General features: G+C 59.0%; 17 protein-coding genes and 1 pseudogene. 14 read left to right on the top strand and 4 right to left on the bottom strand.

All coding sequences use genetic code 11. The annotated features are described in order from the left end of the window. Positions 1 to 142: 142 nt before the first annotated feature. The 5 genes from cobF to DTW90_RS17145 all read left to right on the top strand — a co-directional run bounded on the left by cobF (position 143) and on the right by DTW90_RS17145 (position 4,528). Positions 143 to 913 (top strand): precorrin-6A synthase (deacetylating), encoded by a 771-nt coding sequence (cobF, locus tag DTW90_RS17165; protein ID WP_132522977.1) that lies wholly within the window; start codon positions 143 to 145, stop codon positions 911 to 913. Between the two features lie 69 nt (positions 914 to 982). Further along, positions 983 to 2,398 carry a precorrin-3B synthase gene (gene cobG, locus DTW90_RS17160; RefSeq protein WP_245512680.1) on the top strand — a complete coding sequence of 472 codons (1,416 nt, stop codon included), beginning with the start codon at positions 983 to 985 and terminating at the stop codon, positions 2,396 to 2,398. A gap of 2 nt (positions 2,399 to 2,400) precedes the next feature. Then, positions 2,401 to 3,033: a precorrin-8X methylmutase gene (locus tag DTW90_RS17155; RefSeq protein WP_132522979.1), complete on the top strand. Its 633-nt coding sequence runs from the start codon at positions 2,401 to 2,403 to the stop codon at positions 3,031 to 3,033. Beyond that, positions 3,030 to 3,767 carry a precorrin-2 C(20)-methyltransferase gene (locus DTW90_RS17150; protein WP_149339734.1) on the top strand — a complete coding sequence of 246 codons (738 nt, stop codon included), beginning with the start codon at positions 3,030 to 3,032 and terminating at the stop codon, positions 3,765 to 3,767. The genes DTW90_RS17155 and DTW90_RS17150 overlap by 4 nt, the downstream gene beginning before the upstream one ends. After that, entirely contained in the window at positions 3,764 to 4,528 is a 765-nt protein-coding gene (locus tag DTW90_RS17145; protein ID WP_132522983.1) for a precorrin-3B C(17)-methyltransferase, read from the top strand. Before DTW90_RS17150 ends, DTW90_RS17145 begins: the two co-directional genes overlap by 4 nt. On the opposite strand, the gene DTW90_RS17140 is transcribed toward DTW90_RS17145, so the two are convergent. Continuing rightward, positions 4,492 to 5,262 (bottom strand): cobalt-precorrin-6A reductase, encoded by a 771-nt coding sequence (locus DTW90_RS17140; RefSeq protein ID WP_132522985.1) that lies wholly within the window; start codon positions 5,260 to 5,262, stop codon positions 4,492 to 4,494. The two genes, DTW90_RS17145 and DTW90_RS17140, sit on opposite strands and share 37 nt — an antisense overlap. Here DTW90_RS17140 and cbiE point away from each other — a divergent pair. Both cbiE and cobM read left to right on the top strand, forming a co-directional pair. Then, positions 5,261 to 6,487, top strand: a complete 1,227-nt coding sequence (gene cbiE / locus DTW90_RS17135; protein WP_246664962.1) for a precorrin-6y C5,15-methyltransferase (decarboxylating) subunit CbiE — start codon at positions 5,261 to 5,263, stop codon at positions 6,485 to 6,487. The genes DTW90_RS17140 and cbiE overlap by 2 nt on opposite strands. A 19-nt stretch (positions 6,488 to 6,506) precedes the next feature. After that, entirely contained in the window at positions 6,507 to 7,265 is a 759-nt protein-coding gene (gene cobM, locus DTW90_RS17130) for a precorrin-4 C(11)-methyltransferase (RefSeq protein ID WP_132522989.1), read from the top strand. A 343-nt stretch (positions 7,266 to 7,608) separates the two neighbouring features. Here the strand turns inward: cobM and DTW90_RS17125 are convergent, their stop codons facing one another. Then, entirely contained in the window at positions 7,609 to 8,421 is an 813-nt protein-coding gene (locus tag DTW90_RS17125) for a TIM barrel protein (RefSeq protein WP_149339730.1), read from the bottom strand. A gap of 174 nt (positions 8,422 to 8,595) precedes the next feature. Beyond that, a complete protein-coding gene (locus DTW90_RS17120; RefSeq protein WP_132522993.1) occupies positions 8,596 to 9,624 on the bottom strand; it encodes a LacI family DNA-binding transcriptional regulator in 1,029 nt (342 codons plus the stop codon). A 150-nt stretch (positions 9,625 to 9,774) separates the two neighbouring features. Between DTW90_RS17120 and DTW90_RS17115 the strand changes: the two genes are divergently transcribed. The 6 genes and pseudogenes from DTW90_RS17115 to DTW90_RS17090 all read left to right on the top strand — a co-directional run bounded on the left by DTW90_RS17115 (position 9,775) and on the right by DTW90_RS17090 (position 15,115). Next, positions 9,775 to 10,863 (top strand): fatty acid desaturase family protein, encoded by a 1,089-nt coding sequence (locus DTW90_RS17115; RefSeq protein ID WP_132522995.1) that lies wholly within the window; start codon positions 9,775 to 9,777, stop codon positions 10,861 to 10,863. A 33-nt stretch (positions 10,864 to 10,896) separates the two neighbouring features. Beyond that, positions 10,897 to 11,211 carry a MocE family 2Fe-2S type ferredoxin gene (locus tag DTW90_RS17110; protein WP_132522997.1) on the top strand — a complete coding sequence of 105 codons (315 nt, stop codon included), beginning with the start codon at positions 10,897 to 10,899 and terminating at the stop codon, positions 11,209 to 11,211. Between the two features lie 10 nt (positions 11,212 to 11,221). Next, complete coding sequence (locus DTW90_RS17105) at positions 11,222 to 12,448, top strand: FAD-dependent oxidoreductase (protein WP_132522999.1); 1,227 nt, start codon at positions 11,222 to 11,224, stop codon at positions 12,446 to 12,448. Positions 12,449 to 12,477: 29 nt separating this feature from the next. Further along, a pseudogene (locus DTW90_RS17100) lies at positions 12,478 to 13,280 on the top strand (3-methyl-2-oxobutanoate hydroxymethyltransferase). Positions 13,281 to 13,498: 218 nt separating this feature from the next. Then, positions 13,499 to 13,945 (top strand): SRPBCC family protein, encoded by a 447-nt coding sequence (locus DTW90_RS17095; RefSeq protein WP_132523001.1) that lies wholly within the window; start codon positions 13,499 to 13,501, stop codon positions 13,943 to 13,945. Positions 13,946 to 14,068: 123 nt separating this feature from the next. Then, positions 14,069 to 15,115, top strand: coding sequence for an adenylate/guanylate cyclase domain-containing protein (locus DTW90_RS17090; protein WP_132523003.1), 1,047 nt, complete (start codon positions 14,069 to 14,071; stop codon positions 15,113 to 15,115). 75 nt (positions 15,116 to 15,190) lie between these two features. Here the strand turns inward: DTW90_RS17090 and DTW90_RS17085 are convergent, their stop codons facing one another. After that, positions 15,191 to 16,726: an MFS transporter gene (locus DTW90_RS17085; protein WP_132523005.1), complete on the bottom strand. Its 1,536-nt coding sequence runs from the start codon at positions 16,724 to 16,726 to the stop codon at positions 15,191 to 15,193. Positions 16,727 to 16,906: 180 nt separating this feature from the next. Between DTW90_RS17085 and DTW90_RS17080 the strand changes: the two genes are divergently transcribed. Further along, positions 16,907 to 17,872, top strand: a complete 966-nt coding sequence (locus DTW90_RS17080; protein WP_132523007.1) for a LysR family transcriptional regulator — start codon at positions 16,907 to 16,909, stop codon at positions 17,870 to 17,872. Positions 17,873 to 17,889: the final 17 nt, after the last annotated feature.

Here is a 17,889-nt window from a genome sequence, read left to right as displayed (position 1 = left end):
TGACACGATTCGGGATTGGCAGCAATATTAGCTATTAAGACGCGAAATTACGCACTCACCGAGCTCTGCTGCGGGACAGCAAGCCTCTTGAAATGCGCAAATGGTTTCTGCAAACAGAGCTCGGAAATGAGGATCTGAAAAAATGAAACAGCTTTACGTCATCGGTATTGGTACGGGTAATCCAGACCACATGACCGTGCAGGCAATCGCCGCGCTGAACAAGGCCGATGTCGTGTTTATCCCCAGGAAAGGCGAGGCCAAAAATGGGCTGGCACAGGTGCGCAGAGAGATCTGTGCTCGCTTCATAACAGGCGAGCAGACGGAGATCGTTGAATACGATCTGCCTGAACGACAGACCGTCGGGCGGGGATATAGCGGCAGCGTTGACGAGTGGCATGCCGATATATCTTTGCTTTATGAGGAATTTCTAAAAAATAGTTTGAGTGAAAACCAGTCTGGCGCGTTTCTGGTGTGGGGCGATCCTGGCCTCTACGACAGCACAATTCGCATTCTTGAGCGAGTGAGAGGGCGCGGCAATGTCGCCTTTGATTATGAGGTCATTCCCGGCATCACCAGCATTCAGGCGTTGACGGCCAGCCATCGAATTCCGCTCAATCTCGTCGGCAAGCCGGTTCAGATTACTACAGGGCGGCGTCTCTCCGAGAGCTTTCCAGGCCTTGTCGAAACGGCAGTGGTTATGCTCGATGGCGAAGAGGCCTTCAGCAAGATCGATGATCCGGATGCCTATATCTATTGGGGCGCCTATCTCGGCACGGAAGACGAGATCATCCTGTCGGGGAAAGTTGTCGATATTGCCGATCGCATTCGCGAGATGCGCCGAGAGGCTCGCGAGCGGCATGGGTGGATCATGGATATCTACCTCCTGCGCAAAGGCCGCGACTTCGAGGACTAGGCGCTTTCCCTCAAAATATTTGCCTGCGCGACAGGATCATGTAAGGACGTTCCGAGGAAGGATGTTCACATGGTCGTCAACGCCGGACCAATGACCGAAGAAGCCGAGCACAATGCAGATCAGCGTGATCCCGCTCGGCTTATCCCGTCGTCCGTCCAATCCCCCTCCTCTGTGCGCGGCGCCTGTCCTTCTTTGGCGGCACCGATGCATACAGGTGACGGATTGCTCGTGCGGTTCCGTCCATCAGACCCTGCGCTGAGTATCCAACAGATCCGGCAGCTGGCCGAAGCCGCGGCATGTCACGGCAACGGGTTGCTCGAGATCACGTCCCGGGGCAGCCTTCAAATTCGCGGGCTGCGTGAAGAGACCCTATCGGCGCTTGAGGCGGATATCGCCGCTGCCGGCATTGTCCCAGATTCAGGAATTGTAATTGAGATCCCATCTCTATCTGGGCTCGATCCGACAGAACTAAGCAGTGCGGGTGTGATGGCGGAGAACCTCAAAAGGGCAATCGCCGGCATGCCGTTGCCAGCTCTCGCACCAAAGCTTTCCATTGTCATTGATGGACGCGACCGGATCGGTCTTGGCTCGCTGCCGGCGGATATTCGCTTGACGGCGACGAGAAGGGAAGGTGGAGACCCCGAATGGATTGTTGCTGTCGGCGGCGCCAGTCGGATGGACCGCAGGCTTGCGATCCTCCCGAACGAAAGGGCGATTTCCGCGACGGTGGAAATTCTTCGGTTACTAGCGGAAATCGGTCCTCGCGCGCGTGGACGTGATCTTTCCATCGATCGGTTGCGGCCTTCGTTCCCTGATATTGAGATGATCGAGATGACGGATCCCGGCAGGGCAGTCGCCTCGCCGATCGGTCTGCACGACCTTGGTTCGGGCAATTTGGTTTTCGGTTTGCGGCTTCCATACGGGCAAATTCACTCTGCCGAGTTGATTGCCTTCTTGGACAGGGCGGAAGAGTGGGGCGTGTATGAGGTGCGACCGGCCCTCGAGCATTGCCTTATGCTTGTGGGAATGCGTCCGGAGGCGTTGGCCTCGGCAAAGTTGGCCGCGGCCAACTTTGGTTTTTCCATGTCCACCGACGACCCCAGAAATCATATTCATACCTGCGCAGGGACCAGGGGCTGTGCCTCGGCATTCTATGATACCAAGGCCTTCGCTGCCCGGCTCCTTACGGCATCAGGACTTTTGGATGGATCGACCAGCATCCATCTGTCCGGCTGTTCGAAAGGCTGTGCCCGCCCGGCTCGAGCCAGCCTGGCATTTGTCGGTGCGCCGATGGGCTACGGTCTTGTCGTAAATGGTTCTGCCTCCGACGCGCCCGTCGCATACATTCACGAAAACGATCTGAAATCGGCACTCGACGATCTTTCGCGTCTGGTGCTCAACGAGAAAGGTGCTGGCGAATCGGTTGATGCCTGCCTTACACGGCTTGGCAGCGACTATATCGCGAGTGCACTAAGACAGGGGTAGGAATGCCTGAATACGATTATATCCGGGAAGGCAACGCGATCTATGAGCGCTCCTTCGCGATCATTCGCGAGGAAGCCAATCTTTCGCGCTTTTCACCGGATGAGGCCGATATTGCCGTTCGGATGATCCATGCCTGCGGGTTGGTGGAAGCGGCAGCGCATTTTGCCTTTTCGCCGGACTTCGCGGCTGCTGGCCGAGACGCGTTGAATGAGGGTGCCCCCATATTCTGTGATGCGGAGATGGTGGCGCACGGCATCACTCGAGCCCGCCTTCCGGCTGCCAATGAAGTCATTTGCACATTGCGGGATCCGCGCACGCCTGAGCTTGCCGAAAGCATCGGCAATACCCGTTCCGCAGCCGCCATGGATCTCTGGCTGGATCGAATGGCCGGTTCCGTCATCGCGATCGGCAATGCTCCGACAGCCCTTTTCCGGCTTCTTGAAATGCTGCGGGATGGCGCGCCGAAGCCTGCGGCCATCATCGGCATGCCGGTCGGTTTCGTAGGTGCGGCGGAATCGAAAGATGCGCTGGCGGAAAACTCCTTTGGCGTGCCCTATGCGATTGTCAGAGGGCGACTTGGGGGAAGCGCCATTACGGCTGCGACCGTCAATGCACTGGCGAGGCCGGGACTATGAGGGTAAGCAATAACGGCCGATTGATCGGTGTCGGCACCGGCCCCGGTGATCCGGATCTTTTGACGGTCAAGGCCGTCAAGGCGTTGGAGGCAGCGGATGTTGTTGCTTATTTCGCCAAGCAGGGGCGTAGCGGCAACGGCCGTGCAGTCGTTGAGCATCTGCTTCGACCCGGCATCGTCCTCTTGCCGCTTTACTATCCTGTGACTACCGAAATTGAAAAAGACCAGGACGGTTATAAGACGCAGATAACAGCCTTCTACGATGAATCGGCCAACGCCGTCGCGCGGCATCTGGATGCCGGCCGAACGGTCGCGATCCTTAGTGAAGGCGATCCTCTTTTCTATGGCTCCTACATGCATCTGCATGTGCGGCTGGCGCATCGTTATCAGACCGACGTCATTCCCGGCATAACCGCGATGTCCGGTTGCTGGTCTCTGGCGGGCATGCCGATCGTGCAGGGAGATGACGTTCTGTCGGTATTGCCGGGAACGATGGCGGAGGTCGAACTGACGCGTCGTCTTGGCGATACCCAGGCTGCCGTCATCATGAAGGTGGGGCGGAATCTTCCGAAGATACGTCGCGCACTCGATGCGTCGGGTCGTCTCGATCAAGCGATTTACGTTGAACGTGGAACGATGCAGAACGGGGCGATGATCCGCCTTCGCGAAAGAGGTGACGACGAGGCGCCCTATTTCTCTCTCATCCTCGTTCCTGGCTGGGACGGTAGACCATGAGCGGCCGCCTCTATGTTATCGGCACCGGCCCCGGCAATCCCGAGCAAATGACGCCGGAGGCCTTGGCCGCGGTTTCGAACAGCACGGAATTTTTCGGCTACGGTCCTTATGTCGATCGCCTGTCACTCAGGCCGGATCAGCAACGCCGCATTTCCGATAATCGGGAGGAGCTCGATCGCGCAAGAGCCGCCCTGGATCGGGCGGCTTCTGAAGTGAATGTGTGTGTGGTATCGGGCGGCGATCCGGGTGTCTTTGCGATGGCCGCGGCGGTTTGCGAGGCGATCGACAACGGTCCTGCGGAGTGGCGGGATATCGATCTCGTCATCTTGCCAGGTATTACCGCCATGCTGGCCGTTGCCGCAAGAATCGGTGCGCCACTCGGCCATGATTTCTGCGCCATCTCGCTATCGGATAATCTGAAGCCTTGGGATGTGATCGAACGAAGGCTTCAATTGACGGCGAAGGCCGGCCTGGTGATCGCGCTTTACAATCCGATCAGCAAGGCCCGGCCCTGGCAGCTTGGCAAAGCCTTCGACATTCTCCGGGAGATCCTTCCTGCGCAGACGCCGGTGATCTTCGGCCGCGCCGCTGGCCGGCCGGACGAACGCATTGCTGTGACGCCGCTGGGGACAGCAGAGGCTGCCGATGCCGATATGGCAACATGCGTTATCATCGGCTCGGCAGAGACGCGTATCATCAGCCGCGACGGAAAACCCGACCTGGTCTATACGCCGCGCTTCACTGCCGGAGAAACGAAGTGAGCGATATGGGCAAGCGCCGTCTCGACCGTTTCGAACGTCAGCATGTCGGCGACTTGTGCGCGCTCGACCATGATGACGTCGATACCGAGACTACGCGCCGCCTCGATCTTCGCATAGGTGGCGCTTCCGCCGCTGTTCTTCGTGACGATGACATCGATGTCACGATCCTTCAGCAGATGCTGCTCTCTCTCAAGGGTGAATGGACCGGAGGAGAGGATGTAAGCCGCGTCGGGGACTTGCAGCGGCGGATCGACGGGATCGATGCTGCGTATCAGATAGCTATGCTGCGGGGCGCTGTTGAAATGATGGGCCTCCTGCCGCCCGATGGACAAAAACACTCGGCGCGGAGAGGAACCCAGGGCCAGAACCGCTTCCGGCATCGCGCTGACCAGATGCCAGCGATCGCCATCGACTGTGCGCCATGCCGGCCGCCGCAACGCGATTGCCGCAACATTCGCGGACTTCGCGGCAACGGCGGCGTTGGCCGATATCCTGTTGGCAAAGGGATGCGTGGCATCGACAAGCAGGTCGATAGCCTCCGTTTCCAAGTAGCTGGCAAGTCCGTCGCTGCCTCCGAAGCCACCGACGCGGACCGACCCCGGCTGGGTCAGTGGATCCATCGTGCGGCCGGCAAGGGAGAGAGTGGTATCGAGGTCTTCCCGTCCCACCAGCGCTTCAGCCAGCCGGCGGGCTTCGGTGGTGCCGCCCAGGATCAAAATGCGAGGCTTGGTCATGCCTGATCAGTCATCCGCTCAACGTTGGCTTACTGTTATCGGCATCGGCGAAGATGGTCCAGCCGGACTTGGAGATCATGCCAAGCGATTGATTGCGGAAGCGCCGCTCGTGTTCGGCGGGAAACGCCACGTCGAGCTTGCCGCATCCCTCATCCGCGGTGAAGTCCATACGTGGCTGAGCCCCATCGATCGGTCCATCGACATCATTCTTGCCAATAGAGGCAAGCCGGTTGTCGTGCTTGCTTCGGGGGATCCATTCTTTTTCGGCATCGGCGCGACCTTGTCGAGACGGGTGCCGGCGGCCGAGATGACTGTCATCCCGTCGCCCTCATCCTTCAGCCTGGCGGCGTCCCGTCTCGCCTGGCCATTGCAGGATGTGGCCATCGTTTCACTGCATGGACGGCCGATCGATCTTATCCGTCCTCATCTTTATCCAGGTCGAAAGATACTCGCGCTGACATCCGATGAGAACGGGCCAGCGGCGCTTGCAAAATTGCTGGCTGAGACAGGATTTGGCCGATCGCATCTGACCTTGCTGGAAGCATTGGGCGGTCCGCAGGAGCGGATTTCCGACCATGTTGCTAAAAGCTTCGATGGGACAGGCATCAATCCTTTGAATATCTGCGGCATCGAAGTTCTGGCGGAAGATGGGGCGCGCGTCCTGCCGCTGACATCAGGACTGGATGATGGTCTGTTCGAGCATGACGGTCAGATCACCAAACGCGAGATCAGGGCAATGACGCTGTCTGCGCTGGCACCTCGTCGAGGTGAATTGCTGTGGGATATCGGCGCCGGTTCCGGCTCGATCGGCATCGAGTGGATGCTGGCAGATCCAGCGATGCGAGCCATAGCCATCGAGGCGGCGGCCGAGCGCGTTGCCCGTATCGAGCGGAACAAGGTCGCGTTCGGTGTTCCGGGATTGGTTTTGGTCGAAGGCAAGGCACCCGACGCCTTGAACGGTTTGCCGGCTCCGGATGCGATTTTCATCGGCGGAGGCGGCAGCGAGACCGGTGTCGTCGATACTGCCATATCGGCGCTGAAAAGGGGCGGGCGTCTGGTCGCTAATGCAGTGACGACCGAAATGGAATTGATCCTGCTTGGCGAACATGGTCGCCGGGGAGGATCGCTGGTCCGGATCAATATCGCCCGGGCAGCACCTGTGGGAACAATGACAGGCTGGCGGCCGGCAATGCCGGTGACCCAATGGGTTTGGACCAAGCCGTAAGCGAAATTGAGGTTTAGAGATGACAGTGCATTTCATCGGCGCGGGGCCGGGAGCGGCTGATTTGATCACGGTGCGGGGCAGGGACCTGATCGGGAAATGCCCGGTCTGCTTGTTTGCCGGTTCGATCGTATCGCCGGAATTGCTCCAATATTGCCCACCCGGCGCGCGCATTGTCGACACGGCGCCGATGTCGCTGGACGGGATCGAAGCGGAATATCTGAAAGCTTTCGCAGCAGGGGAGGATGTTGCGCGTCTGCATTCCGGCGATCTCTCCGTCTGGAGTGCGGTCGCCGAGCAAATCAGGCGGTTGGATCGACACGGCATCGACTATACCCTGACGCCGGGCGTGCCGGCTTTTGCGGCAGCGGCGGCAGCGCTTGGTCGTGAACTGACCATCCCGGCTGTTGCCCAGAGCCTTGTGCTGACGCGGGTCTCCGGCCGAGCATCGCCCATGCCGAACAAGGAGACGCTGGAGCAATTCGGGGCGACGGGCGCCACGCTTGCAATCCATCTCGCCATTCATGCCCTTGGCGACGTGGTCAAGGACCTGACACCGCTCTACGGAGCTGATTGCCCTGTTGCGATTGTCGCAAAGGCATCCTGGGCTGACGAGCGGATCGTTCGAGGCACTTTGGCCGATATCGTGACCAAGGTCGAAGCGGACCCGATCGAGCGAACAGCAATCATCTTTGTTGGGCGATCACTGGCCGCAAGCGATTTTCGCGATAGCTCGCTCTACGACCCCGCCTATCAGCGGCGATTCAGGGGGCGGGAATAGGCGTCGATGAGTGCGCTCATTGTCCAAGCGTTTACGGGTTTATAAACCAAGCGTGGGTAAACTCCGAATTGGCCTTCAGGCTCCTCGCTCTGGCTTGTTTTTCGACATTCTGATAGTTTGAAAAAAGAATCAGTAGCGTTTTAGGCTTGAAAACGGCTGAAAATTCGACCCCGGCAAGTTTTTGATTTTCCATTAAAATTTTATCTATCTGGAACCTATGTCGCCGTTCCTTTCCGTCATGTCGACGGCGCATTTTCTGCCCAGTTCCCCTCTTGAACACTGCCGTAATCTGACCCGCAGCCCTGTCTCCAGGGGCTGCGCAAACCCGGCGGTCTCAACGCATTTAGAGGCGCGCAGTGAGGTAGTTCATGCTCGCTTTCAATGCGCTCGCAGGGTCTTTCAACGCATGCACATCCGGTGCAAAGGGCTCGAAGGAAAGCGGGCCGACATAGCCTGCTTCCAGCAACGCCCGGATCTGTCCGACATTGTCGAGTCGATCGCGCTCGTCAACCAATACTCGATGGGGATCACCCATGTCGGAGACGGAAACTGCGGGATCGCTGACGCCGGATATGTGCACCAGCCCGGTCAAATCGGCAAAGATCGGGGTTTCGCCAGCAAGATGATGATGAAAGGTGTCGTGCACCAGCCTGAATGTCGACTGCGCTCCCATCTGTTCGATTGCGTCGGCGGCTTCCGTCTTTGAACGCAGCGAACAGATCTCGAAACCAAGAGGTTCGACAAGGCCGATGATCCCGGCTGCATCCAACATTGGTTTCAAAGCCTTCAGTGCGGCGCGCAGGTTCGCCTGCCGGACGCCATCCTCGCGCCCCGTGCCGTCGTTCTTCGGTACAAGGACCAGTGCTTTTGCGCCGCAATCGCGCGCATAGCCGATCAGGTCCGCGGCCTCCTTGGCACGGGTTTCATTCCATTCGTTAAAGCGCTGCAGTGCGTTGATCGAGATGATCGTCACGCCGTGACGGGCGGCTGCCGCCCGGATTTCAGTCGCCGATGTTCCATCAAGGATCGCATTGCCATCGAGATCGTTACGGATCTCGACGGCATCGATACCCAACGACTTTGCAGTCGCGAAAAATGTTTCGATCGGCAGCGAGGGGGCGGACATATGATTGAGCGCGAAGCGAACGGACGTCATGGCTGGGGGTCTCCTCTCAGGGGCTTGTCTGTAGCGGTGGAGGCAGGTCAGCCCATCCGCCTTTTCAAAATGCCTATCGAGAATCCTCTCGCCGATCCACGGCCCGCATTGGTCGTTCGCTATCATCGTTGATAGAAATCGAGGCGCGATGAAAGAAATCCATCATCCGCCGAGTTAGATGTTTTCGGATACGAAGATATCGAAGGGAAGGAAGGATTGGCCTGGTACGACGGCTTCGCCCCGCTCGACGCTGCCGACCATGAGGCTCATCAGTTCCTTGCAAAGCGCCGGGAGTGGGGTCCCGATCACCATCGTGACGACGTCATCCGCCAATGCAGATTTGGATTCCGGGGTGAGTTCGTTGACGACGATGATCAGCTTGCCGGCAAGGTTCTCTTCTCGGATGGCGGAAATCGCGCCTTCCATTCCGCCGCCGCAAACGTAGAAGCCGACCAGATCCGGGTGCTTCTGCAGCAGATTGAGTGTTGCCTCATGGGTTATTTCGGCGGTGTCGAGATTGATCAAGGTTTCCAGAACCTCGAATTCCGGCGCATTCTCGCGAAAATAGGATCGGAAGCCGATCTCCCTGAGTTCGTGGCCATGAAAGCGGTGGCTGCCGACGAAGCAGGCGACCTTGCCCGGACGCCGCGCCGATTTGCTGATCAGCCACGCCGCCGTGCGCCCCACCTTACGATTGTTCACGCCGACATAAGCCTCGCGCACACCGGTCGCGAGGTCGGAGAGCAATGAAAAGACAGGAATTCCCTTGTCTTTCAGTTCTTCGACTGCGGCTGTGACTGCCGGATAGTCAGGCCCGACTAAGGCGACGGCCTGATTTCTTGCGGCAACGACTTTCAATTTCTCCACGATCGCCGTTGGCGTCGAGGCTGCGACGAATTCCACATGCGGCTGAATACGGGCATTGCTTACTGCCTGCGCGGCGATTTCTATCTCTCGCGCAAAAGATTGGTAAAAGGCTTGTGCGGGCTTCTGCAGGACGAAGCCTAGTCGATATTGCGGCAGGTCTTCGAATACGCGCTGCCTAAGCAGACCCACCGCATGATAGCCGATCGATTGCGCGGCATCGTAGACACGGCGGGCTGTTTCCTCACGGACCCGGTGGCGACCGTTGAGTACCCTGTCGATCGTCGCGACGCTAACGCCGGATGCCTTTGCAAGATCGGAAATGGTCGGTCGCCGCATGGTCGAATCCTGAGAGTTTCTATCAGAAATGAAACCAAGTTCTGATGTGTTTTGATAGATTATATCATTGCTGCATTGAGGCGAGGAGAAAGTCAACCTATCCTTCACGACATGGCAGAGGCGGAGCCGTCGTATCGGTGGAGGAGATTGATGACAGTGGAAGGGAACAAGCGCGACTATAGCCTGTTGGGAGCGAGCGGTCGGGCCGCAGTCGAATCCGGGCTTGCGGCAGCGGAGTGGTACCACACCGACGTCGCGCGCAAGGACATGAAGGCGCTGATGCAGCGGTCCGATGAAGCTGCCATTCGCGATACGGCAATCTGGCTTGGCAGCATGGTCGTGCTTGCGGGCCTTGGGATATATTTCTGGGGCTCGTGGATATGCATCCCCTTCTTCCTGGCCTACGGCGTGTTCTATGGCTCCGCCTCCGACAGCCGCTGGCATGAATGCGGTCACGGCACCGCTTTCAAGACGCGGTGGATGAACGATGCGGTCTATCAGATCGCCTGCTTCATGATCATGCGCAATCCCGTTACCTGGCGCTGGACCCATGCGCGCCACCACACGGATACGGTCATCGTCGGTCGCGATCCTGAAATCGCCGTCATGCGGCCACCGGATCTTTTCCGCCTAGTCCTCAATTTCTTCGGCATTCTCGATGCCGGCTATGCGATGATGGACGTGGTGCGCAACGCCTTTGGCAATGTCAGCGCTGCCGAGCGAAGCTTCATTCCTGAACAGGAACAGCCAAAGGTCGTCCGGTTCGCGCGCATCTGGTTCGCGATCTATCTCGTGACCATCGCGACCGCTCTCATGATGGGGTCTCTGCTCCCGCTGATTCTGATTGGCCTGCCGCGCCTTTACGGGGCGTGGCACCATGTTCTTACAGGCCTCCTGCAGCACGGGGGACTGGCCGACAACGTCATCGACCATCGCTTGAACAGCCGCACCGTTTATATGAATCCGGTCAGCCGCTTCATCTATTGGAACATGAACTATCACGTCGAGCATCACATGTTCCCGATGGTGCCGTACCACGCGCTGCCGAGGCTGCATGCGATGATCAAGCACGATCTGCCCGCTCCTAACCGGTCGATATGGTCCGGCTATCGCGAAATGATCCCTGCTTTTCTGCGCCAGCTTCGCGATGAGGATTATTTCCTCAAGCGCGAATTGCCGCCCACGGCCCGGCCTTACCGCGAGGAGTTCCACCAGGAACTGGCGCCAGCAGCGCAATAGACAGCAGCCAGACAATAAAATTGGGAGGACAAGATGAGCGGAAACTGGATTCAAGTCTGCGCGGCAGACGAGATCGACGAGGAGGATGTCATTCGCTTCGATCACGATGGACGCACCTTTGCGATCTATCGCAGCCCGGAGGACGATTATTTCGCGACCGATGGCCTCTGTACCCACGAGCAGGTTCACCTCGCCGATGGGCTTGTGATGGACGAGATCATCGAATGTCCCAAGCATAACGGGCGTTTCAACTATCGGACCGGCGAGGCCAAGGGCGCGCCGGTCTGCGTCAATCTCAAAACCTATCCCGTGAAGGTCGAAGCCGGTTCCGTTTTCATTTCTCTCTAGGGAGCGTGCGATGTCTCATTTCGTCATTGTCGGGGCCGGAGAATGTGGCGCACGCGCAGCCTTCGCTCTTAGAGAAAAAGGCTTCGACGGAGAGATCACGTTGCTCGGCACCGAACCGGTGGCGCCCTATGAGCGACCGCCTTTGTCCAAGGACGGACTTGCCCTCGCGCTAGAGCCAAAATCTGTCGCAACGCTGGAACGATATGACGAAGCCGGAATTGACCTGCTGACCGGCGTGACCGCGAGGACCCTTGACGCGATGGGCAAGACGATCGCGCTCTCCGATGGTCGGAATCTGGTTTACGACAAACTACTCCTGGCAACGGGCGCCAGGGCTCGGCCTTTTCCGGGCATGGAAGGCGCTGGCAAGCGCATTCGCTTGCTGCGAACGCATGCGGATGCTTGTGCTTTGTCCGAGATGTTGCGTCCGGGGCAGCATATGGCGGTCATCGGTGGTGGTTTCATCGGGCTGGAGTTCGCCGCGACTGCGCGGAAGCTTGGTGCAGATGTCACTGTCATCGAAGGTCTGCCGCGGGTGTTGATGCGTGGGGTGCCTGAGGCAATCGCCGAGGTCATTTCACAACGTCATGCGGACGGAGGTGTAGATCTGCGTTGCGGTCAAGCAATTGCATCGCTTCAGGAAGAGCCGGATAGGGCCCGCGTCCTTCTAAAGTCCGGCGAGATCATCACGGCGGATCTTGTTCTTGTCGGTATCGGCGCCATTCCCAATGCGGATCTCGCGGAGACGGCAGGCTTGAGGATAGAAAACGGCATTGCCGTCAATGAGCTTCTGGAAACATCGTCCGCCGATATCTACGCTGCCGGCGATTGCTGCTCTTTCCCGTTGGCGCTTTATGGGGGACGGCGTGTGCGGCTGGAATCCTGGCGCAATGCGCAGGAGCAGGGCGTGTTGGCCGCGGCCAACATGCTGGGAGAAAACCAAACCATCTCGGCCGTCCCTTGGTTCTGGTCGGACCAGTATGATCTGACGCTCCAGATCGCCGGCCTTGCCGATACTGCGGTGACCACATTGCGCCGAGACCTCGGCGATGGTGCCTTCCTTCTCTTCCATCTGGATGAGACCGGCCGCCTCGTCGCGGCAAGCGGCATCGGTCAGGGCAATGTCGTCGCACGCGATATTCGCCTGGCGGAAATGCTGATTGCAAAGCGCGCATGCCCATCGCCCGATGCGCTGATGGCGAGCACGGTGAAGCTGAAATCGCTTCTTGCCGCTTAATTCTATCCGATCATTCCAGAGGGACTCCGATGAAGAAGTCTAGCCGTCCAACCGTTTCCGATCTTCTTGACATGAAAGGTAAGCGACAACTGACCATGCTGCGTGTGACGACGCTTGACGAGGCCGATGCCGCCGAGCGCGCCGGCATCGACATGGTCTCCGTGCCGCCGGCTCTGCTCGGGCCTGAGTTTCGCGAGGCCGCGCCACATTGCTTTGCTGTCCCCGGGTCTCGAATATGGAGACTTCGTCACGGCCGAAGATTATCTGCGGGGTGCGTTCAAGGCTTTGAAAGCAGGTGGCGATGCGGTCTATTGCGCTGCCAGTCTGCAGACCATACGGCGCCTGCGAGACGAAGGTATTCCCGTCTGTGGTCACCTCGGGTTGATCCCGTCGAAGGCTACCTGGACCGGCGGTTTTCGTGCGGTCGGCAGAACGGTCGCCAGCACGCTGGAAGTGTGGCGGCAGACGAAGGCGTTGGAAGAGGCGGGCGCGTTTGCCGCCGAAATCGAAGTCGTTCCTGGTGATGTCGCTTCAGCCATAGCCTCACGTACCTCGATGCTGATGAATCTCGATGGGCGCCGGCAGCGGCTGTCATGCGCAATATCTCTTGGCCGAGGATGTGCTCGGCATCAACAGGGGACATTATCCCCGGCACGCGAAGGTCTACCGCAATTTGGCCGCGGAATACGACCGGCTGCAGCGGGAACGGATCGCAGCCTTCTCGGAATTCGCCGCGGACGTGAAATCCGGCGTCTACCCCGAGCGTCGGCATCTTGTCGGCATCGACGAGTCGGAGCTGAAGGCCTTTCTGCATCACTTGCACAAGGAATAGCTCTGGAATCCCGTAAAATTCTTCCGTGCGATGTGTGGAGAATGGGCCGTCGACGCGGGTGCACAAATTGACACTTATCGTGCGGGGGAGGGTGAAAGCGCCGCGATTCGACGGCGCCTTGATGCTCCGATCGATATTGTTACTCACGCAGTCGCCGTCAGTAGGCTAAGATTATCGTGCGAAACAATTCATTTGGACATCGAGACGAGGAGAGTTCGATGCAGGAAGTTATGGTTGTTCGTAAGGAGGCTCATATCCCCGCTCCGCCCTCGGCTGTGTTTGCACTGCTGACTGACCCGGAAAGGATTCTTCGCTGGATGGGCACTGAGGCACAAATCGAGCCGCAACCGGGAGGAATATATCTCGTCAATGTCACCGGCGCGCGGATTGCCCGGGGCTCGTTTCGAGAAGTCGTGCCCGTCCATCGCTTGGCCTACAGTTTCGGGTGGGATGGCAGCGACATCGTTCCTCCCGGATCCAGCCTCGTCGAGATTGATCTGATCGAAAAGCCGGATGGGACACTTCTTAGGCTCACCCATTCGGGCCTGCCGAATGCTGACCAATGTGCCGGCCACTCGGAGGGCTGGGCTCACTATATTGATCGACTTGCCACGGTCGCATCGGGTCGTGACCCGGGTCCCGACACATTTGCAGGCAGGAAGTGAGAAGGTTTTCTGTTTAGGCTTGCAAGCCGATCGTGGCGCAACAGCCTTGCCAAAGGTGCAGAAACGCTGATGCCAGGACGCTCGAATGGATGACAGCTGTTGGCTCGCATGCAATGATCAGGCATGCTTCTGCCAAATTCCATCGCCTGGTTAGTCGACGAAGCTGCGGCGTCGCCCAATGCCGAGAGTTTTCTGACGGAATTCAGTCAGCGCCTCTTGGCCGACGGCCTTTTGCTGACCGGAAGTGCTCTGACCATCTCGGTCCCACATCCGATCATTGCGCGCCGTACATTGCTCTGGCGGCCCGAAACCGGAGCCGTCGGCGAACGTCTGGGGTTTTTAGGCGGTGAAGCGCTGAGCAGCGGGCTTGCAGCACTCGGCCCGGTTGAGGAAATCGCCATCCCGATGCTTCAGGGTGCGATTTTGGCTTGGGCAGGCGCGCGGTCGTTCGAAGAAGATGAAAAAAGAAGGCTGCGCGAGGCAGCGCGCTTCGCCTCCGCGCCTCTTGCCGCCATCGCCGCAAAAGAGGCCAAAGCCGCCCTTCTCGAAACCTACCTTGGTCGCCGCAGCGCGGCGCGCGTGCAATCGGGCGATCTTAGCCGCGGCACTGGTGAGACTATTCAAGCAGCCTTACTCTGCGCCGACCTTCGCGACTTTACCGCCATGTCCGAAACCACGGAACCATTGTTGGTGATTGCAGCACTGGATGCGTGGTTCGAGCGGGTGGCCGGAGCGGTCCATGCTTTTGGCGGCGAGGTACTGAAATTCATCGGCGACGGCGTCCTCGCCATCTTTCCGGTCGTTACGACGCCTGGCGATGCTTGCGATGCGGCATTGAACGCTGTCACCGCGGCGCGGGCAGGGATGGCTCACCTCGACGCATCAAGGCAAGCCAACGGTCTCTCCCCCTTGCCGTTCGGAGTGGCGGTCCATTTCGGTGAGATACTGTGGGGGAACATAGGCGCGGCCGATCGGTTGGATTTCACCGCCATCGGATCTGCCGTTAACCTTGTCAGCCGGCTGGAGGGATTGTGCAAACAGCTTCAGCATACCGTTCTCGTCTCGGGGGATGCAGCGTCGAAAGCCGGCTTCCAACTGTCTTTTCTTGGAAGACACGAGCTACGCGGCATTCGAGATCGTTGCGACGTGTTTACCCTGCTCGATGGCTGAAGGCCGTTCCTTCTCGCGGCCCAAACCTCGTTGATTATCCGGCGTTACGCTGAGCGGAAGCGCCGCGAGCAATCTTTAGGACGCGGATTCGGCGGCCGCGGATTCCTCCGCCGACTCGCCGCTTCCGAGAAAGAGGAAGACCACGGTCGCTGTTACGACAGTGACGCCTGCCAGCCCCATCAGAAGCAATCCGAATGCGTTGCTGAATGCATGCGTCAGGCCAGCTTGGCCAAGCGAAGGCATGGACAACACTGCTCGGTCCAGGTTGCCCGTGGCGAGGAACTGTGCGGTTTCGCTGATGACAGACGGGCCGAAGGTGCCTGAGTCCGGCAGACCTGACGCCGACAGGGCCGAGAGGAGTGCAGATACGACTGCCAAAGCCAGACCTTCGCCGGCAACGCGCGTCGTGCTGAAGATGCCTGTCGCCATGCCCGCCCGCTCTTTCGGCACCACACTGACCGCGAGTCCGTCCATCAGCCCCCAGGGAAGGCTGATGCCCGTGCCGATCGTCAGCATCGGTAGCACGATCGACAGTTCGAACTGACCTGCGGGAAAATAGCTGAGCCAAAGCAGGCCTGCGGCCGAGATCAGCAGTCCGGTTCCGCAGATCGTCGAGACGGAGAGCCATTTGGTCAGCCATCCGGCGACAAGGGGCAGGATCAATAGAGGAGCGGACAGGGCAATCATCATCTGACCCGCCGTGACAGCGCTCATGCCCTCGATGCCAGTGAAGCGTATGGGAAGAAGGATCAGCAGGACGACAAAAGCATAGGCCGGAGCAGCCGCAAGCAGTTGCACGCCCACAAATCGGGGGTAGCGGAATAGTGAAAGATCGAGCATAGGCCGGGCCACCTTACCCTCGACGATGACGAATGCGGCCATCAGAAGGGCAGCGCCGACGAGCAGCCCGATTACTGCCGGGCTCGTCCATCCGCTTTCCGGAGCTTCCAGGACGGCATAGGTAAAGAACGTCAGGGCAAGAGTGAAGGTGATCGTTCCGGGCCAGTCGAGGCCTGCTGCGTCAGGGTCCCTGGATTCACGCAGGCACGAGATTGCGAGCAGGAGGGACGCTGTGGCCAGGGCGAAGACTAGATAGAAGATCGTGCGCCAGCCGAAAGCATCCGCCATCAGTCCCGATGCTATCGGGCCGAAGGCAAGTCCCACTCCAAAGCTTGTGCCGACGATACTGAAGGCGCGGACCCGGGAGGTTCCGTCGAATTCCTGCGCCAGCGAGGCCATTCCGGCGGAAAACGCGGCAGCCGCCGCGATGCCCTGACCGCCCCTGAGAAGATCGAACGAAACAATGCCGGAAGCGAAGGCGAGGGCAAACGAGAAGAGTGCGAATGCCGCGACGCCGGCAATGAACGTGCGCTTGCGGCCGTAACTGTCCGCAAGAGCTCCGGCAGCCATCAGCCCGCTTCCGAATGTCAACATGAACGCATTGGTCACCCAGTTGAGGGCGATTGGCGATCCGCCGAGGGAATGGGCGATGGAGGGCAGCGCAACCGCCGGGCCAGTGAATGTCAAAGGCATGGCAGCTGCGGCCATGCAGACGGCGAGAAGTATGAGGTTCTGCTGGGCAGAACCAGCGAGACTCTTGGTGTTCGTCATCATGAGTTTCCGATATCGAATGAAAGCTTGAAGGGCGGCAATATCCCTCGATTCCGATCCGACCGGGCAGCAATCGGTGAACCGATGGGATTGCGTTGCAAGATATATCAGCTACAATTTAGGGGAAAACGATAAGAATTCCGCATAATGCGGAATAAAACGCTCGAATTGGATGTGTGCATGGACAAGTTCAACGGGCTGATGCCCTTCGTCCGGACGGCTGAGCTTGGCAGTTTCGTTGCGGCGGGAAAGACTCTCGGCCTGTCGCCGTCGGCGGTCGGCAAGGCCGTTGCGAGGCTTGAGCAGCAGGTCGGGATCAGGTTGTTTCAGCGCTCGACGCGAACCCTGCGCCTGACCGAGGAGGGCAGGGTGTTTCTCGAACGATGCCGTCGAATCCTCGATGACCTCGATGACGCCTACGCAACGATGTTGCGATCCCAGGAGTGCCCGCGAGGTCGGCTGCGCGTCAGCACGCCGGTTGTCACATATCACCTGCTGTTGCCGATCCTTCCGAAATTCATGGAAATGTATCCCGAGATCGAGCTCGACCTCGACTTCAACGACCACCTTGTGGACTTGATCGAGGACGGTGTCGACGTTGCAATCCGCAGCGGCGAGCTGCCGGACTCCCGATTGACGGCGAGAACTCTCCGCCCAATCCGCATCCTGCTGTGCGCCTCGCCCGCATATCTCGCCCGTCATGGTACGCCGGCTAAGCTCCACGATCTCTGTGGTCACGGAGCGATCCGGTTCAGATTTCCGGATGGCGGCAGAATACAGGACTGGCCGATCACCGAGGATTTTGATCTTCGCATAAAGACGATCATGACCTGCAACAATATGGAGGCGATCCTCGGCGCAACGGTAAGCGGGCTCGGCATCGCAGCCATGCCGGATTTCCTGGTGAAGGAGCCGGTCGAGAAGGGAACGCTGCAAGTCATCCTGGCAGACCATGTCAATGGACCCGCTCAATTCAGCCTGCTCTGGCCGTCCAACAGAAACCTGTCGCCGAAGGTGCGCGTATTCGTAGACTATGTCGGGAAACATCTGTTTGCGGATCATTGCGAGCTTCCGCATGCCACAGAGGCGGCGGAAGCCCTTGGTTCGCTGAAGACGGAGACCTCTCGTCCTGTCGGCATCCGGTAATTTCTGAATTATTGCTT

This window comes from Neorhizobium sp. P12A, assembly GCF_008365395.1.
Classification (GTDB): domain Bacteria; phylum Pseudomonadota; class Alphaproteobacteria; order Rhizobiales; family Rhizobiaceae; genus Rhizobium.
The sequence above is the reverse complement of the archived record's forward strand: the minus strand, read 5'-3'. Positions and strand labels throughout refer to the sequence as shown.

Bases quoted from the DNA above. Each gene is read 5' to 3' on its own strand.
- DTW90_RS17110 (WP_132522997.1), top strand. From the start codon at position 10,897: ATGAGCGGAAACTGGATTCAAGTCTGCGCGGCAGACGAGATCGACGAG.
- DTW90_RS17140 (WP_132522985.1), bottom strand. From the start codon at position 5,262: ATGACCAAGCCTCGCATTTTGATCCTGGGCGGCACCACCGAAGCCCGC.
- DTW90_RS17125 (WP_149339730.1), bottom strand. From the start codon at position 8,421: ATGACGTCCGTTCGCTTCGCGCTCAATCATATGTCCGCCCCCTCGCTG.
- DTW90_RS17155 (WP_132522979.1), top strand. From the start codon at position 2,401: ATGCCTGAATACGATTATATCCGGGAAGGCAACGCGATCTATGAGCGC.
- cobG (WP_245512680.1), top strand. From the start codon at position 983: ATGGTCGTCAACGCCGGACCAATGACCGAAGAAGCCGAGCACAATGCA.
- DTW90_RS17115 (WP_132522995.1), top strand. From the start codon at position 9,775: ATGACAGTGGAAGGGAACAAGCGCGACTATAGCCTGTTGGGAGCGAGC.
- DTW90_RS17150 (WP_149339734.1), top strand. From the start codon at position 3,030: ATGAGGGTAAGCAATAACGGCCGATTGATCGGTGTCGGCACCGGCCCC.
- cobF (WP_132522977.1), top strand. From the start codon at position 143: ATGAAACAGCTTTACGTCATCGGTATTGGTACGGGTAATCCAGACCAC.
- DTW90_RS17105 (WP_132522999.1), top strand. From the start codon at position 11,222: ATGTCTCATTTCGTCATTGTCGGGGCCGGAGAATGTGGCGCACGCGCA.
- DTW90_RS17090 (WP_132523003.1), top strand. From the start codon at position 14,069: ATGCTTCTGCCAAATTCCATCGCCTGGTTAGTCGACGAAGCTGCGGCG.
- DTW90_RS17145 (WP_132522983.1), top strand. From the start codon at position 3,764: ATGAGCGGCCGCCTCTATGTTATCGGCACCGGCCCCGGCAATCCCGAG.
- DTW90_RS17085 (WP_132523005.1), bottom strand. From the start codon at position 16,726: ATGACGAACACCAAGAGTCTCGCTGGTTCTGCCCAGCAGAACCTCATA.
- DTW90_RS17080 (WP_132523007.1), top strand. From the start codon at position 16,907: ATGGACAAGTTCAACGGGCTGATGCCCTTCGTCCGGACGGCTGAGCTT.
- DTW90_RS17120 (WP_132522993.1), bottom strand. From the start codon at position 9,624: ATGCGGCGACCGACCATTTCCGATCTTGCAAAGGCATCCGGCGTTAGC.
- DTW90_RS17095 (WP_132523001.1), top strand. From the start codon at position 13,499: ATGCAGGAAGTTATGGTTGTTCGTAAGGAGGCTCATATCCCCGCTCCG.
- cbiE (WP_246664962.1), top strand. From the start codon at position 5,261: ATGCCTGATCAGTCATCCGCTCAACGTTGGCTTACTGTTATCGGCATC.
- cobM (WP_132522989.1), top strand. From the start codon at position 6,507: ATGACAGTGCATTTCATCGGCGCGGGGCCGGGAGCGGCTGATTTGATC.